This is a genomic window from Testudinibacter crocodili, from assembly GCF_006228025.1.
Lineage (GTDB): Bacteria > Pseudomonadota > Gammaproteobacteria > Enterobacterales > Pasteurellaceae > Chelonobacter.
Genome location: NZ_VDHF01000008.1, coordinates 22,467 through 38,754 on the forward strand (window position 1 = coordinate 22,467; position 16,288 = coordinate 38,754).

At 48.1% G+C, this 16,288-nt stretch carries 13 protein-coding genes; 4 read left to right on the forward strand and 9 right to left on the reverse strand.

Annotation, left to right across the window (positions count from 1 at the left end; genetic code table 11):
* The first annotated feature begins 89 nt into the window (after positions 1-89).
* The 4 genes from fruB to FHQ23_RS00895 all read left to right on the forward strand — a co-directional run bounded on the left by fruB (position 90) and on the right by FHQ23_RS00895 (position 5,375).
* Positions 90-1,607: a fused PTS fructose transporter subunit IIA/HPr protein gene (gene fruB, locus FHQ23_RS00880; RefSeq protein WP_139612627.1), complete on the forward strand. Its 1,518-nt coding sequence runs from the start codon at positions 90-92 to the stop codon at positions 1,605-1,607.
* Positions 1,608-1,609: 2 nt separating this feature from the next.
* Positions 1,610-2,551, forward strand: coding sequence for a 1-phosphofructokinase (gene fruK, locus FHQ23_RS00885; RefSeq protein ID WP_139612628.1), 942 nt, complete (start codon positions 1,610-1,612; stop codon positions 2,549-2,551).
* A 4-nt stretch (positions 2,552-2,555) separates the two neighbouring features.
* Positions 2,556-4,232, forward strand: a complete 1,677-nt coding sequence (gene fruA, locus FHQ23_RS00890) for a PTS fructose transporter subunit IIBC (protein WP_139612629.1) — start codon at positions 2,556-2,558, stop codon at positions 4,230-4,232.
* A 261-nt stretch (positions 4,233-4,493) separates the two neighbouring features.
* Positions 4,494-5,375 (forward strand): DUF808 domain-containing protein, encoded by an 882-nt coding sequence (locus FHQ23_RS00895; protein ID WP_139612630.1) that lies wholly within the window; start codon positions 4,494-4,496, stop codon positions 5,373-5,375.
* 83 nt (positions 5,376-5,458) lie between these two features.
* Here the strand turns inward: FHQ23_RS00895 and purT are convergent, their stop codons facing one another.
* The 9 genes from purT to FHQ23_RS00940 form a co-directional block, all read right to left on the reverse strand.
* On the reverse strand, positions 5,459-6,640 hold the full coding sequence (gene purT / locus FHQ23_RS00900) for a formate-dependent phosphoribosylglycinamide formyltransferase (protein ID WP_139612631.1): 1,182 nt from the start codon (positions 6,638-6,640) through the stop codon (positions 5,459-5,461).
* Between the two features lie 62 nt (positions 6,641-6,702).
* Positions 6,703-7,209, reverse strand: coding sequence for an S-ribosylhomocysteine lyase (gene luxS, locus FHQ23_RS00905; protein ID WP_139612632.1), 507 nt, complete (start codon positions 7,207-7,209; stop codon positions 6,703-6,705).
* Between the two features lie 191 nt (positions 7,210-7,400).
* Positions 7,401-8,996: a glutamate--cysteine ligase gene (gshA, locus tag FHQ23_RS00910; RefSeq protein ID WP_139612633.1), complete on the reverse strand. Its 1,596-nt coding sequence runs from the start codon at positions 8,994-8,996 to the stop codon at positions 7,401-7,403.
* Between the two features lie 24 nt (positions 8,997-9,020).
* Complete coding sequence (locus tag FHQ23_RS00915; RefSeq protein ID WP_139612634.1) at positions 9,021-9,506, reverse strand: YqaA family protein; 486 nt, start codon at positions 9,504-9,506, stop codon at positions 9,021-9,023.
* On the reverse strand, positions 9,503-10,108 hold the full coding sequence (locus tag FHQ23_RS00920) for a beta-phosphoglucomutase family hydrolase (RefSeq protein ID WP_139612658.1): 606 nt from the start codon (positions 10,106-10,108) through the stop codon (positions 9,503-9,505). Before FHQ23_RS00920 ends, FHQ23_RS00915 begins: the two co-directional genes overlap by 4 nt.
* Before the next feature lie 49 nt (positions 10,109-10,157).
* Positions 10,158-10,787 carry a response regulator gene (locus tag FHQ23_RS00925; protein ID WP_139612635.1) on the reverse strand — a complete coding sequence of 210 codons (630 nt, stop codon included), beginning with the start codon at positions 10,785-10,787 and terminating at the stop codon, positions 10,158-10,160.
* Positions 10,788-10,846: 59 nt separating this feature from the next.
* A complete protein-coding gene (locus FHQ23_RS00930; RefSeq protein ID WP_139612636.1) occupies positions 10,847-13,360 on the reverse strand; it encodes a class I adenylate cyclase in 2,514 nt (837 codons plus the stop codon).
* A gap of 180 nt (positions 13,361-13,540) precedes the next feature.
* Positions 13,541-14,575, reverse strand: a complete 1,035-nt coding sequence (locus tag FHQ23_RS00935) for an ABC transporter ATP-binding protein (RefSeq protein WP_139612637.1) — start codon at positions 14,573-14,575, stop codon at positions 13,541-13,543.
* 17 nt (positions 14,576-14,592) lie between these two features.
* Positions 14,593-16,266, reverse strand: a complete 1,674-nt coding sequence (locus tag FHQ23_RS00940; RefSeq protein ID WP_139612638.1) for an ABC transporter permease — start codon at positions 16,264-16,266, stop codon at positions 14,593-14,595.
* Positions 16,267-16,288: the final 22 nt, after the last annotated feature.

The following is a 16,288-nucleotide window of genomic DNA, read 5'->3' on the forward strand; positions in this document are numbered from 1 at the left end:
AAATAATAAGTGTCATACTTTTGCTTTATTGGTAACCGTTGGAAGAGAAAATTTTCTTTTTCTTAAACTATCTACAACAGGAGCATTGAATGTTTAACTTACCGGAACATAACATTCATTTATCAGCAACCGCCGATAATAAACAACAAGCCATCGAAATGGCAGCCAATGCCTTGGCACAAGACGGCTATGTCGCAGCAGGCTATCTTCAAGGAATGCTGGCACGCGAACAGCAAACGTCAACCTTTTTAGGCAACGGCATTGCGATTCCACACGGCACCTTGGAAACCCGTGATCTGGTCAAAAAAACCGGGGTACAGATTTTTCAATTTCCGAATGGAATTGAATGGGGCGAAGGTAATATCGCTTATATCGTGATCGGGATTGCTGCCCGCTCTGACGAGCATCTAGCCTTGTTGCGCCAATTGACCCATGTGTTGGGCGACGACGACACCGCCGCTTCGTTGGTGACGCTGCAAGACAAAGCTGAGTTTCGTGCGATTTTAATGGGCGAGAAAAAAGAGCCAGCATTGCAGCCGGATTTTATCACGCTTGATGTCGAGACCAACAGTGCCCTCACCTTAACCGCCATCAATGCCGGCAAACTAGAAGCCAAAAGTGCGGTTGACGCGCGCTTTGTCAGTCAAGTGATTGCCGATCAAGGATTGGCAATCGGTAACGGCATTGTGTTGAATGACAATGCGCAAGGCAATCAATTTAACGCCGTGGCGTTCAGCCGTGCCAAACAACCGTTCTATAACGCCAATGGCGAAGCGGTGCAAGCCGTCATGACCGTTGCCGCAGTTGATGATCAACTAAATTCAGTTTTGGCACGCCTATTAACTGCCGAAACGCAAACCGCACTTTTACAAGCAAGCAGCGCCGAGCAAATCATCGCCTTGCTGAGCGGAAAATCGGTCAAAGCCGATAACACACAAACCACAACAAGTGCGGTGCAGCAAGTTATCGGCACTTTCACCGTGCGTAACGAACACGGTTTACACGCTCGTCCGGGTGCATTGTTAGTCAGCACCGTGAAACCTTTTGCCGCAAAAGTCACGGTTGAGAATTTGGATCGCCCGACCACTGCCGTGAATGCCAAAAGTTTGATGAAATTGGTGGCACTGGGCGTCGTCGCCGGTCACCGTTTACGTTTCACCGCTGAAGGTGATGATGCCAAAGCCGCGATCGAAGCCATTGGCAAAGCGATTGCCGACGGTTTGGGCGAAGGCGCCGGCATTACGCCGAAAGAGCCTGACAGCATTGAAGAGGTGACAAGTGCGGTTGCAGCAGCAAGCGCCCCCTCTGCCACAGGCGCAGTAAATAGTGACGGACAAATTGAGGGCACCTTCAGCCTGAAAAACGAACACGGCTTGCACGCCCGTCCTTGCGCCCTGTTGGTGCAAGAGGCGAAAAAATTCCAGTCAGCGATCACCGTTGAAAATCTGGATCGTCAATCTGCAGCGGTCAGCGCCAAAAGTATGATGAAAGTGGTGGCGCTCGGCGCGTTGAAAGGGCACCAACTACGCTTTGTCGCCAAAGGCGAAGATGCGCAACAAGCAATTGACGCTATCGGCGCCGCTATTGCGTCGGGTTTGGGGGAATAGTCATGGCAAAGATTGCAACGATTACCCTAAATACCGCTTACGATTTGGTCGGGCGTTTAAAACGCATCGAACTGGGCGAAGTCAACACTGTGGAAACTCTGGGGCTTTTTCCGGCAGGCAAGGGCATCAACGTAGCAAAAGTGTTGCACGACTTGGATGTTGCGGTAGCCGTCAGCGGTTTTCTTGGGGAAGAGAATCAAGGTGACTTCAGCCGTATGTTTCAGGCGTTGAAACTGGACGATAAATTCCAGCGTGTTCCCGGTAAGACGCGTATCAACGTAAAAATCACTGAAACAGAGGCTGATGTCACCGACCTGAATTTTTTGGGCTACCAAATTGATGATGCCAGCTGGGAAAAATTCGTCGCAGACTCGTTAAATTGGAGCCAAGATTTTGATGTTATTGCCGTTTGCGGCAGCCTGCCACGTGGCGTCAACCCGGAACAGTTTACCGCATGGTTAAGCCAATTGGGACAACAAGGTGTGAAAGTGGTGTTGGACAGCAGCCACGCCGCCTTAACCGCCGGACTAAAAGCCAACCCGTGGTTGGTGAAGCCGAATCATCGCGAATTAGAAGCCTGGATCGGCAAACCGCTGCACAGCTTGGAACAAATTATCGCCGCCGCCAAACAATTGAAAGCACAAGGCATCGCCAATGTGATTATTTCGATGGGCGCTGAAGGTTCAGTGTGGCTCAGCGATCAAGCAGTGGTGCAGGCACGCCCGCCAAAATGCGAAAACGTGGTCAGCACCGTCGGCGCAGGTGATTCAATGGTCGCCGGTTTGATTTATGGCATCAGCCAAGGCTGGCAGCAAGCACAAACATTGGCTTTTGCCAGTGCCGTTTCCGCCTTTGCCGTTTCACAAAGTAACGTCGGCATCAGCGACCGCACTTTAGTTGATGACATTTTGCAACAAGTTCAAATTAACGTAATAGAAGGATAATCACATGAACATTCTACTGGTAGAAGATGCCGCTTTAGGCAAAGCGAAAACCTTTTTGGTGCGCCAAGTATTCGCTACCGCCGCCACAAATGCCGGACACAAGGTGGTTGAACGTGCCGCCGATGCCGATATTGCGCTGGTATTGGGCGATAATTTACCGAACGATCCACAACTGGTCGGTAAAAAAGTGTATTTGGCAAACTTGAACAGCGCCTTTGCCGCACCGGAAAGCACCGTTGCCGCTGCACTCACCAAGGCAAGCGATTATGTTGCACCAAGCACCAGTGCGATCAACGTATCCACCAATACTGTCAAAAATATCGTTGCTGTCACCGCTTGCCCAACCGGCGTTGCCCACACGTTTATGTCGGCAGAAGCGATCGAAGCCTACGCTAAGCAACAAGGTTGGAATGTGAAAGTGGAAACCCGTGGTCAAGTCGGCGCCGGCAATCCAATCAGTGCCGAAGAAGTTGCTGCGGCTGATTTGGTGTTCGTGGCAGCAGACATCGACGTGGATTTAAGCAAATTCGACGGCAAATTGATGTACCGCACGTCCACAGGTTTAGCCCTGAAAAAAACCGCACAAGAGTTCGACAAAGCCTTTAATGAAGCCAAAATCTTCACGGCAACTGCCGCAAGTGCGGTTAAACAAGAAGCTAAAGCCGAGAAAAAAGGCGTGTACAGCCACTTAATGACCGGGGTATCGCATATGCTGCCAGTGGTAGTTGCTGGCGGATTAATCATTGCCCTGTCATTTGTGTTCGGAATAGAAGCCTTTAAAGAAGAGGGTACATTAGCGGCTGCGCTGATGAAAATTGGTGGCGGCAGTGCTTTCGGTTTGATGATTCCGGTGCTATCTGGGTATATCGCCTACTCGATAGCTGACCGTCCAGGCTTAACACCGGGTTTGGTCGGCGGAATGCTCGCCAGTTCGATTGGTGCCGGTTTCCTCGGCGGGATTATCTCCGGTTTCCTTGCCGGTTATGTCGCCAAAGCGATTGCTGATCATGTTAAGTTGCCACCCACCATGAATGCGTTAAAACCGATTTTAATCATTCCGTTTATCGCCACTTTGGTTGTCGGCTTGGTGATGATTTATATCGTCGGCGAACCAGTCGCTTGGATCATGCGTAGCATGACCGAATTTTTAACCGGCATGCAATCCGGCAGTGCGATTCTGTTGGGAATTATCCTAGGCGCTATGATGTGCTTTGACATGGGCGGTCCGGTCAACAAAGCGGCTTATACCTTTGGCGTTGGCCTGTTAGCATCCTCCTCCTATTTGCCAATGGCAGCGGTGATGGCGGCAGGCATGGTGCCGGCACTGGGTATGGGCTTAGCCACTTTCCTGGCACGCAAAAAATTCAATGCCAGCGAACGTGAAGGCGGAAAAGCGTCATTCGTGTTGGGACTGTGCTTTATCTCCGAAGGGGCAATCCCATTCGCCGCTCGTGACCCAATGCGTGTGATCCCAAGCTGCATGGCTGGCGGTGCCTTAGCCGGCGCACTTTCGATGTTGTTCGGCGCAAAATTGATGGCACCACACGGCGGTATCTTTGTGCTGGCAATCCCGGGTGCTATTCAACCGGTATTGTTATATTTAGTGGCGATTATCGCAGGTACCGCCCTCACCGGCTTCCTGTATGCCGCAATTAAACCGAATGAAGATAAATTGGTATAATATTTTTCAAACCACCACAAAACCTCAGCTAACGGCTGGGGTTTTTTATTACCAATCGCGTGTGTAAGCCTAGAGTCTGCTGAAACGGTGCGCCGATGCGCAACAACTCCCCCCATGCCGCCATCAAGTAGTGTAAAATTCATCTTCTTCCTCACCGCTATAAATCGTAGCACAGCCTAAAAATTTCTTTATTGCTTTCTCAATATGGTTTGCTATAGTGCATTCGATTTTTACACCTGTTTACAACCAAAAGAGACGATCATGGCATTTGCTTCACTGTTTACCCTATTAGATGATATCACCGCCGTATTAGACGATGTGGCGCTGATGACCAAAGTTGCTGCCAAGAAAACCGCCGGTGTGGTCGGTGATGATCTGGCGCTGAATGCCAACCAAGTCGCTGGTGTGCGTGCCGAGCGCGAGCTGCCGGTGGTGTGGGCGGTGGCGAAAGGCTCGTTTTGGAATAAAGTGATTTTGGTGCCGCTTGCCTTACTGATTTCATCCTTTTTTCCAGTGGCGATTCCGTATTTATTGATGATTGGCGGCGCCTATCTCTGTTTTGAAGGCGTAGAAAAGATTTTCCACAAACTGCTGCATAAACCAGACAACGCAGCAGAAAGTGCGGTCACGGCAGAACTGTCGCCGCAAGAGGAGCAAGCCAAAATCAAAGGTGCAATTCGCACCGATTTTATCCTGTCGGCAGAAATCGTCACCATTGCGCTGGGTATGGTCAGTGACTACAATCTTCTGACGCAAACATTGGTCTTGTCAGCAATCGCATTGGGCATGACCGTGCTGGTTTATGGCTTGGTCGGCGGCATCGTCAAACTGGACGACTTAGGATTTTGGTTAATGCGCAAGCAAAGTGCGGTCAGCCAAGCCCTCGGCAGAGGCATTATTTTTGTGATGCCGCACTTTATGCGCTTGCTCAGCGTGGTCGGCACGCTCGCCATGTTCTTGGTCGGCGGCGGCATCATCGCCCACAATCTCGGCATTCTGCACTACTGGCTAGAGCAGATGAATTGGCTCGAGGGCTGGGCGTTTAACCTCGCCAGCTTGATTATCGGTGTGGTTTGCGGTGCGGTGGTACTGCTTGTCGTGGCTAGCGTCAGTTCTGTGTTTAAGCGCAAAGCCACCCACTAATTAGCTACAACTCACTACCAGAAAACACAAAAGTGCGGTATCAGCCTCAGCCAAGCCGCACTTTCTGTGTAACACCAACCACCTTACAACTGAACCACCAACTTATTATATGCCGTTCTGACTTTTGCCAGTGCCGTTTCCACGCTTTCATCGCGAGCTAAAATCACGCCCAAACGGCGGTGACCATTAACTTCGCCTTTGCCGAACAGACGTAAATTAGTGTTAGGTTGCGCCAGCACTTGTTCTAAATTGCCAAACCGCACTTGCTTGGATTGTCCTTCGACCACGATTGCCTTTGAAGCTGACGGGCTGATCAGATTGATCGGTGGAATCGGTAAGCCGAGAATCGCACGAGCATGCAGGGCGAATTCAGAGAGTTCTTGTGAAATCAAGGTGACCATGCCGGTATCATGTGGGCGTGGCGAGACTTCATTGAAGATCACATTATCGCCACACACAAACAACTCCACCCCAAAAATACCCCGGCCACCCAAGCCCGCCGTGATTTTGCCGGCTATGTGTTGTGCTTTTTCAAGTGCGGTCGCTGACATCGCCTGCGGCTGCCACGATTCACGGTAATCACCGTCAATTTGTGTGTGTCCTATCGGCGGCAGGAAAGTTGTGCCGCCGATATGCCGCACCGTCAGCAAGGTGATTTCATAATCGAATTTGACAAAACCTTCCACAATCACCCGGCCGCCGCCGGCTCGTCCGCCTTGCTGTGCATATTGCCACGCGGCTTCAAGCTGCTGCTCGGATTTGATCACACTTTGTCCATGCCCGGAGGAGCTCATAATCGGCTTAATCACGCAAGGCAAGCCAATTTCTGCCACCGCACTTTGCAATGCGGCAAAATTGTCTACAAAACGGTAATTCGAGGTCGGGATGCCGAGTTCTTCTGCCGCAAGGCGGCGAATGCCTTCACGGTTCATGGTCAAACGGGTCGCTTGTGCGGTCGGAATCACATTAAAGCCTTGCTGTTCCAGCGCCAGCAGCATGTCTGTGGCAATCGCCTCCACTTCCGGTACGATATAATCCGGTTGTTCTTTTTCTACCAAGGCCTTCAGCGCAGCACCGTCCAACATCGAGATCGTGTAAGCACGGTGCGCGACCTGTTGTGCCGGTGCATTTTGATAACGATCGACCGCAATCACCTCCACCCCTAGGCGTTGCAATTCAATCACGACTTCCTTACCCAATTCGCCGGCGCCTAACATCATCACTTTGGTGGCTACAGGCGTTAACGCTGTTCCGATTGTAGTCATAGTTTTTTCCTTGTTAGCTGATATAGAAAAAAACCGAGTGCTGCGACTCGGTTTATAGACGATTAAGGTTGCAGTAACTTCGGATCAAGTGCCAAATCGGCATTGTGATTAACGCCAATAGTGGCTGCCAACACACGGCGGGCGATCTCCTGCGCTTGCGGCAATGAGTGATCGGTATAAGTGCCACATTGATATTCATTGAGTTCAGGAATATCCTTTTGATCAGCCACCTTCAACACATCTTGCATCGATTTTTTCCATGCTTCGGCAACTTGCTGCTCACTTGGTGTACCGATCAAACTCATGTAAAAACCGGTGCGGCAACCCATCGGCGAAATGTCAATAATTTCCACCTGTTCACTGTTCAAATGGTCACGCATAAATCCGGCAAACAGATGCTCCAACGTATGCACCCCGGTCATCGGCATACTTTCAAGGTTCGGGCGGCAAAAACGCAGATCAAACACCGTGATATCATCGCCTTTCGGGGTGCGCATATTTTTGGCGACACGCACCGCCGGCGCCTTCATTTTGGTGTGATCAACGGTAAAACTATCGAGCAACGGCATAATTTCTCCTCAATGCTAAAAATCTAAAAAATAATTTGAACTTTCTATCGGCTGTTTGGTCTTATTATACAAGCAACTTGCAGTTGTTTTCTAATAATTAAGTTGGTTCCTTAGGTTATTTCGCGCTCTCTCGTAGAGCGCTTTTTTTATGGCAAAATTCTAGGGTCTGTTGATCTTTGTTTATAAGTACGCTACGCCTGATTTTGTAACGCTAAATACTGCTCAAAACTGACTTCATCGGCTTGTTCAATCGCCTGTTGCTGCAATACTGAATCTTGCGCGGCTTGTTGAAGTTGTGCTTCACTGAGCGTGCGGTAAGGCTGTGATAAAAACGCCTGTTTGAATTTTTCGGCTTGCTGCTCAGCGAAAGCACCGATGCCCAGCTGCTGGCAATCAGCTAATACTTTTGCCGATAAGGTTAAATCTGGGTCGGCAAACGCTTGGCGCAACTCGCGACAAATTTGGACATATCCCTGTTCCTGCCCGACACAATCGACCACCGCTGCCAATTGCAGCAGATCGTCAAAAATCGCTTCGCCCATCGCTTGCAGTGAATATTCATTCTCATCACAGCCGACACCGATCGTCTGCTGCGGTTTACGCCCTGCCAAAATAACTTTATTCCAGTTTTTGCGGCAACACTGCTGTTCACTGTCGCCCAACGGTGGCGCCTCAGCCAATTCACACCACAACATGAATAGATCCAGAAAATAGATTTGCTGTTCGCTGATACCGACGGCAGAATACGGATTGACGTCCAGTGACCGCACTTCGACATATTGAATTCCGGCGCGCTCCAACGCAGCGACCGCTCTTTCTCCCGGCAAGGTGACCCGCTTCGGACGGATTTGAGCATAAAACTCAGCTTCGCTTTGCAACACATTAGCGTTCAGTTGGCGATATGTTTTAGCCTGCTGTTTACCTGATTGCCAAGCCGCTTGGTCGATCGCTTGGTCAATGGCTTGAAATTGCGGTTCCGGGCGGCGAGTGGCGGCACGCAACGAGGTGGTATATTGGCTCAATTGGTTATAATTAATACCCAGATTCGATTGTGTATCGGTGGTGTAACCCAAATCACTCAAACGCAATGAGGTTGCATACGGCAGATACAAAAAGCCATGCGTAGACCGTTCAAACGGAATCTTGGTTTGGCGTCCTTGCAAAAAACAGCTGCAAATCGCCGGTGAGGCTCCGAACAGGTACGGAATCACCCAACCATAGCGTAGGTAGTTGCGGATCAGGTTGAAATAGCGTGCTGACAACTGATCTTGTTGCTCCGCTTCGGTCAGTTCGGGGAAGCGGCGCTGCCAATACTGTTGGTCAAACGAAAAATTATAATGAATCCCCGCAATAGTCTGCATCAATGCGCCATAGCGATTTCTCAAGCCTTCGCGATACAAGGTTTTATATTGCGCCAAATTCGAGCTGCCGTACTGCGCCAACACAATGTCGCTTTCATCATTGATAAAACACGGCATGCTCATCGGCCAAAACCGCTCTTTGCCCATGTGTTGCAGGCTGAAACGGTGCAGATCCCATAAAAAATCGGTCAGCTCACCGGCTTTTTCACGTACTGGCGTAACAAATTCCATCAGGCTTTCGGCAAAATCGGTGGTGATCCACGGATGGCATAATGCCGAACCTAACTGTGTAGGATGCGGTGTCAATGCCAAATGTTTATCCGGCAGAAAACGTAATGTTTCCCGTTCCAAACCACGTTTGAAGTGCTGTACAGCCTGTGGGTGCTGTTTTAACCATAAAAGTGCGGTATCCAGTTTTGGTAACACGGTGCTTTCCTCGTCTCAGTAAGATTAAAACTGGCTCAGTGCGATCAGTAAAAAATAACGCAGCCCTTTTCCTAATGTAATAAAAATCAAACTAGGCAGCCAGTGTAAACGTAGCCAACCACTTGCCACACACAACAAATCGCCAATAATCGGCAGCCAACTGAACAATAATGCAACGCTGCCGTAGCGAGCAAGCAGTTGCAGCCCTTGCTGCTGTCGCCGATTTAAATGCTGCCATTCCGGCATGCTGACCATGCGCCCGATTGCATAACTGGTCATACTACCGAGGCTATTGCCGACGGTGGCAACCCACCATAAATTAAAGATCGTGAATGCATTGTTTTCAAAAGAAAAACGGTTTAATAACAGCAAACCGCTAAAAATTACTTCCGAATTGCCGGGCAGCAAGGTCGCACTTAAAAAAGCGCTGACAAACATCAGCAGCAACTGGCTTTGCACCACCCAATCCGGCAACCAATTCAGCCATTCACCAGACAAAGCGTCGCTCATCGCTCAGCTTTTAATAAGCGGTTGTCGCGCACATCAAACACGTCCATACCGCCAACATGACTTGCCGTAATCCCAAAATCGCCGTCTTCAAACACCAGACAATCGCATGGCGCCACCCCAAGCAACTCGGCACAACGCAAAAAAGTATCTGCTGCGGGTTTATGATTGGTCACATCATCAGAGGTGACTACTGCGGAGAAATAACCTGCCAACTCAAATTTTTCGATTAAAATCTCAGTCATTGAGCGGTGCGCACCCGTGCCCAACGCCATTGGAATTTTTCCGTTAAAATAGCGCACAATTTCAAAAGCCGGCAGCAATACCGCACTTTGCAACACTCGCTGCACCCCCAACTCACGTTTTTTCTGCACCACCTGTTCCAGCAGGTGCAGCGGCATGCCGCCATCGCGCATAATCGCTTCGGCAATAATGTAAGTGGTTGCCCCGCTCAGTTGGTACATCAGCTCGCCATTTAATGGATAGCCAAAATATTCACCGGTTTCGACCCAAGCCTGTTCATGCGCCGGCATGGTATCGATCAGCGTGCCGTCCATATCGAAAATCAGCCCTTGGTAGCCGCTGATAACCGTTGGGCTTAATATCAAATCCGTCATAAATCCAATCTCTATTCAAGCTTAACTCAGGGCGTAGTCACACACCTTTATATTGCAAATACAGCACCGTTGCCGCCACGCGCGAGTTGACATTCAATTTGCGCAGCATATTACGGATATGCACTTTGACAGTCTCTTCCGAAATAAACAGCATCTCGGCGATCTGCTTATTCGACATGCCTTTGGCAACCCGCTCCAACACCGCACTTTCACGTTCGGTTAGCGAAAGCAGTGGTTCAGGAGAGATTTTGCGTTGCTGTAATTGGTATTGAATCTCAGGACTATAAACAATTTCGCCATGCGCCAATTGTTTAATCTGTTGCAACAGCAGATCGGGTTCACTGTCTTTCAATAAATAAGCGTCTGCACCGGCATCAACCAACGCAAAAATATCAGCCTTAGCATCGGATACCGTCAAAATCCCGATATGGGCTGTTACCCCTTTTTGCCGTAGCTGCTGCAAAGTTTCCAAACCGGTCAAGCCTTTCATGTTGAGATCCAAAATGATCACATCCGGCTCTTGTTGTTGCGCCAAACGAATACCTTCCTGCCCATTACTGGCTTCGCCAATCACTTGAAAATCAGGTTCTAATTCAAGCAGCTGTCTGATCCCACGTCGCATTAACGGATGATCATCGATGATAAGAATACGGTATGATTGCGACATAAATTCCCCACTAGCCAATAAAATGGCTTTTATTATAGCGTTTTTTCAGCAAATTAACGCTATCTTGGATCATAATATTGCAAATGTTGCTGGCTGTGGAACGGCACAACTTTGTTTTCACCATTGTTGGTCGTGATCAATTGGTAGAATTGCGGATAGTTAAAACTGTAGCCTTCAAAACCATCTTCACCGCCAAAACGGCTCATGGTATACATTTTATTAATTTCTTTGATCTTATTCTGCTTCTCATCGTGGCAATGGTAGTACACTTCCGGATTGTTATATTCGTCCAAAATATAAACATTAAAGCTACCGTTACTATTGTCTTCAAAGAAAAATTGCAAAAACCCTTCACTGGCGAATTCGCCGATTTCCAGTGGAAAATGGTATTTATGATGTTTCACTTGCGTATCTGTATTGCGAACGGATTCAAGATCATGGTTATTCGCTGTTTCGCAGCGCACACTACCACCTTCTTCAATTTTCAAATCACGGCTTTCATAGGAGAAATTCCAAACCTTGCCACCCACCTGCAATCGGTTGACCGAACGTTTATTTAAAATCACACCGACTTGAGTATTAATACATTTTTTGATCAACTTCTCGGTTACGGTCAGCATTTCAGCACGATAGCGTTTGCTGTAACAGAAGACCTGTACCGACTCCAACGGATTAGCTCCACGATGGATTTTATGTGCCAGCACTTTCAAACAATTTAAAATAGCATGTTCGCCGGCAAAATGTAACGTGCGGATCTCATTCCAACGATTGCGATAGATCAAATCGATACTGCCAACCAAGCTCTGTTGCTTTGGCCCGAAGTTGAACAAATCGTTAGACGACACACTGCGTCGTTGGTTGCCGTCAATGGCTTCGGTTGGATCATGACTAAGATTGACGGCAACAAACAAGTCACGCAATTCACACGGATGGCTGAGATCCTCATTACTTGGGGGAGCGGTTTGCTGTGCGAGTGACAAGCGCAAATCGGTGACAAATTGCTGAATCTTACCCAACCCGATGGTTTGGCTGCGAATATACAGATGGGTTTTAGCTCCGAGCAAGCCGTTAAAATAGGCCCAAGCTACCAATTGGCTAAGATTTTCGGCATATTCCACATAACGCTCATTTGAACTGGAGACTCGCTGCAAACAGCAATTGATCAGATACCAGCCTTCTTTAACCGCACTTGAATGACGAACTTCGACAAACATCAGCTCTTTCTCGGTGATGTTGTCGGCAATTTCGCGATTAAATAGCGTAACTTTCTCCGGCAGCACTTCAAATGCGGTGTACAGTTTGCGTGTCAGAATGCTGATATCTTCCGGCATCAAATCCGCTGAAATTTTTTGTTTGCGAGCAAAGATAATCAGGTTGCGGTAGCCTTGCATCAGAATGCCGACTAAACTTTGATAAAACGCTTTGACCTGCTTAATTTTCCAACCCGCATGCTCATTTAAGGATTGAATATCCTGCGGCAACCAACCCCAACTGGCAATCAACTGCTGCAACTGCTGATAGCGCCAGTTATCCGAATTCTGTACGCCGGCAAAATCACGATTGGCTTTAATATAGAAACAGCGGCGCACTAAATCCAGTCGATGCAGATCATTGATGCGCAAAAGATAACTGCTGACTTGCTGCAACATCGCCAGGTAAGGATCAAAGTGGTGGTCAACCGCTGTCGCTGATAATAATTGCTGTTTAAACTGTTTCGAAATCAGTTGCGGCGTCGGATATTCCGCCATCAGCGCTTCTAACAACAGCACCTTAATCACCGATTTATACGGTGAGTCCACCGCTTTGAACAGATGCCACAACGTGGCACCAAAATATTCATTCGCGGACAACATTCCTAAGCCGCCAAAATCAACCCAATCATGCGGTTTGATTTTGCCTTCTTGTACCCATTTTTCGACTAAGGTGTCATAATGCTCTTCATGGTTGACCGGCATATGCAGCCACAGTAACGGTTTGCCCGCCAAGCGGATTGCCGAGCGGTAGAATTCGTCTAACAACAACATATACTGACTGCTGCCGCAATGTTCGGTGCTCAGTGTTTCGGAATAGGTGATATTACGGAAATGATTTTCATCCAGCAGATAAAAATTGACTTCAATATTTAGCGAATTTGCCCATTTTTGAATCAGCAAGGTTTTTTGTAGCAGTTTATTACGCTGAACAAGCGTCAAGTGCGGTTGGTGGCAGACCCAAATATCCAGATCAGACTGACTGTTTTGTGTGATCGAGCCAGTACTACCCATCGCATACACGCCACGAATGAGTGGGGTTTCCGTCGATTGTATGATTGACGCTGAAAATTGCGTAAAATCGTCAGCGACAAAAATTTGTTTCAGGTATTTAAGCTGATAACGTGTCGGTTTGAAATCTGCAATGCCAGCCGGCGCCTCATTGACAAACCCAGGTAATAACGAATGGTTGGTATTTAGCAACAAGGTGAGTAATTGAAAGACATGCTGAAACTCATCCGAGGTGCCTACCAAGGATTTCTGATAACGCGTCTTGTCCAATGCCGCCACTAACTGTTTAGCAGATTTAAGATAACTACTCAAAAAACCATCTCACAACAATCAAAACATTTAGTAAATGTGACTTACGTCACATTATGTTAATCCGGTGTTAAGCCTATCACTTAAACCTGATCAGGTAAAGCTAAGTCAAATTTTTTAATAAACTAATTAATTGTCATGTCAGTTGTCATTGAGACTAAGCGTTTTCAGACTCGGTTCATGCTAGTGAAATAGATTGATCAAATCCGATTGTGCTACTAACCGCACTTGTCTTCCAATCGCTAAATTATCCTGTGCATAGACAGACAATTGCTGTTCGCCGACTTTCAGTTGATATTCAAACGTATGCCCCAAAAAGTGCCGTCCAATAATGGTTGCATTCGGCTTGCCCGCAGTGGTGAGTTGTAGCATTTGTGGGCGCAACAGACAAAAGAGCGGTTTAAGCCGATCAATCGGTTGCCCGTTTGCCAAGGTTAGTGCACTTTGCCCACGCAATTGCCCCAACTCAGACTCCAGCGTTTGTGGATCAGACAAGCGGCAAGGCAAATAGCTACCACTGCCGAGAAAATCCGCAACGAAGCGACTATGTGGGCGCTGATACAGCTCAACCGGCTCACCAAACTGCACTATTTTTCCCTGCTCCATCAGCGCCAGTTTATCCGCAAATACAAACGCCTCTTCTTTGCTATGGGTCACAAACACCGCTGAGACTTTTTGTTGTTTTAAAATCCCTTTCATCTCTTCAATCAATTGATAGCGCACTTGGCTGTCGATATTGGAAAACGGTTCGTCTAACAACAATAGATCCGGTTTGCACGCCAACGAACGCGCGATTGCCACGCGCTGCTGCTGCCCACCGGAAAGTTCGTGCGGATAACGTTGTAAAAATGCAGAAAGTTGTACCAACGCCGCCATTTCCGCCACAATCTCAGCTTGCGCTGTTTTAGGCGTTTTACCCAGGCCAAACGCAATATTTTGTGCTACCGTTAAATGGGGAAATAATGCATAATCTTGAAAAATCATACCAATTTTACGCTGTTCTACCGGAACTTGCGACAAATCCCGTTGATTGAGCACAATCTTGCCCTGTGTCAGCGGCACCAAGCCGGCAATGGCTTTCAACAAGGTGGTTTTGCCACAACCGCTGGCACCCAGCAAACAAAGAATATCATCATCTTGAATCTGCAAATTCAGATCCTGCAAAATGGTTTGCTGTGCGTAACACACTTGAAGATGGTTAATCTGTAACGATTTCATTCAACTTATTTTCTCTTTTATTTGGCAGACTTATCCGCTAGCAGTGAGCGGGTCAAAATAATCACCGGTACCAATCCGACCAATACCAAAAACACCGCTGACAGCGAAGCTTGCTCTAACTGTTCATCCGAGGTTAAGGTAAAAACATGCGTTGCTAAAGTATCAAAATTAAAGGGTCGCAGCAGTAATGAAGCGTTCAATTCTTTCATACTTTCCAGAAAAACCAGCATAAGTGCGGTCAGCAAGCCTTTGCTCAGCAGCGGAAAATGGACTCGCAGCAACATTTTCAAGCCGTTATAGCCTAAAGTACGCGATGCCATATCAAGCGACGGTGCAATCTTGTTCAATGAGGTTTCAACACTGCCGATACTCATCGCTGAAAAACGAATAATGTATGCCGACACCAAGGCAAACATCGAACCGCTGAACACTAATCCGACCAGTGGTCGATCTAGCCAGCGCATCAGATCATTCAACCAATGGTCTGCGGTAGTAAACGGAATCATTAAGCCGATTGCTAGCACCGTACCCGGCACGGCATAGCCCAACGAAGAGAGCGGCAGACCGTAACGTGCCAAATATTGTCCGCTGCGATTTTGTCGCTGAGTCAGGCGCTGCTGGTTTAGGCGTTTAAAAAACAATAATAACAGCGCCAGCAACACACTAATCAGCGCAGCGGTGATCGACACCGACAGACTATTGTACGCATAGTACCAAAAGCGATCGTCCCACGATTGCTCAAAATAGTGGTATGACCAATACAACAGCTTTGCCAGCGGAATAAAAAAGGCAAAACTGACCAAGCCCCAGCAGTAACTCTGCGCTAACCAGAGTTTCCAGCCCTTAAGCGGACGTAACGACTGATGGCGCTCATAGCCCCTTTGGTACAATTTTTGTTTGCGGCGGCTATAGCGTTCGAGGCTCAGCAACAGGAAAATCAAAAACAGCATCAATAGCGAAATTTGCGATGCAGTGCCCAAATCGCCCAAACCGAACCACGTATCATAAACCGCAGTGGTCAGCGTTGGCACCGCAAAGTAAGACACCGTACCAAAATCGCCCAAGGTCTCCATCGCCACCAATGCCGTGCCGATGGCCATAGCTGGACGCGCCAGTGGAAACGTTACTTTTTTAATCAATTGCCAACCGCTCACACCCAAAATTTTGGCGCTGTGATTCAGGTTTTCCGACTGTTCCAATAATGCAATACGAGTCAGCAGAAAAATATAAGGATACAACACCAGCGCCAAAACCAGACACGCGCCGCCCAAAGTACGGATCGGCGGGAACCAGTAGTCCTGTCCACTGCTCCAACCAAACAGTTGGCGCAAAGCCCCTTGCACTGGGCCGGCAAAATCCAATAAATCAGTGTAAAGATAACCCACCAAATAAGGCGGCATCGCCAGTGGCAAGCACATTACCCACTGCAACACGCCCTGTCCTTTAAACTGAAAGGTAGAAACAATCCAACTACAAGGCAACGCAAAAATCAAGCTGAGGATCACCGTGCCGCCCACCAGCAACAGCGAATTTTTGAGGTAATCGAACAGCACCGTATTCCACAGGTGCGAAACACTTTCCCCTTGCGAAAAAGTGGATTGATATAAAATTGCCGCAATCGGCAATAGAAAAAAAGCGATGATCACCACCGCTGTGAAAAACCAGCTAAGCCGCCAAAATTTATTCATCATTGTTACGAGCAACTACAGTGAC

Coding starts and splice junctions, on each gene's coding strand:
- fruB (WP_139612627.1), top strand. CDS start 90: ATGTTTAACTTACCGGAACATAACATTCATTTATCAGCAACCGCCGAT.
- fruK (WP_139612628.1), top strand. CDS start 1,610: ATGGCAAAGATTGCAACGATTACCCTAAATACCGCTTACGATTTGGTC.
- fruA (WP_139612629.1), top strand. CDS start 2,556: ATGAACATTCTACTGGTAGAAGATGCCGCTTTAGGCAAAGCGAAAACC.
- FHQ23_RS00895 (WP_139612630.1), top strand. CDS start 4,494: ATGGCATTTGCTTCACTGTTTACCCTATTAGATGATATCACCGCCGTA.
- purT (WP_139612631.1), bottom strand. CDS start 6,640: ATGACTACAATCGGAACAGCGTTAACGCCTGTAGCCACCAAAGTGATG.
- luxS (WP_139612632.1), bottom strand. CDS start 7,209: ATGCCGTTGCTCGATAGTTTTACCGTTGATCACACCAAAATGAAGGCG.
- FHQ23_RS00915 (WP_139612634.1), bottom strand. CDS start 9,506: ATGAGCGACGCTTTGTCTGGTGAATGGCTGAATTGGTTGCCGGATTGG.
- FHQ23_RS00925 (WP_139612635.1), bottom strand. CDS start 10,787: ATGTCGCAATCATACCGTATTCTTATCATCGATGATCATCCGTTAATG.
- FHQ23_RS00935 (WP_139612637.1), bottom strand. CDS start 14,575: ATGAAATCGTTACAGATTAACCATCTTCAAGTGTGTTACGCACAGCAA.
- FHQ23_RS00940 (WP_139612638.1), bottom strand. CDS start 16,266: ATGATGAATAAATTTTGGCGGCTTAGCTGGTTTTTCACAGCGGTGGTG.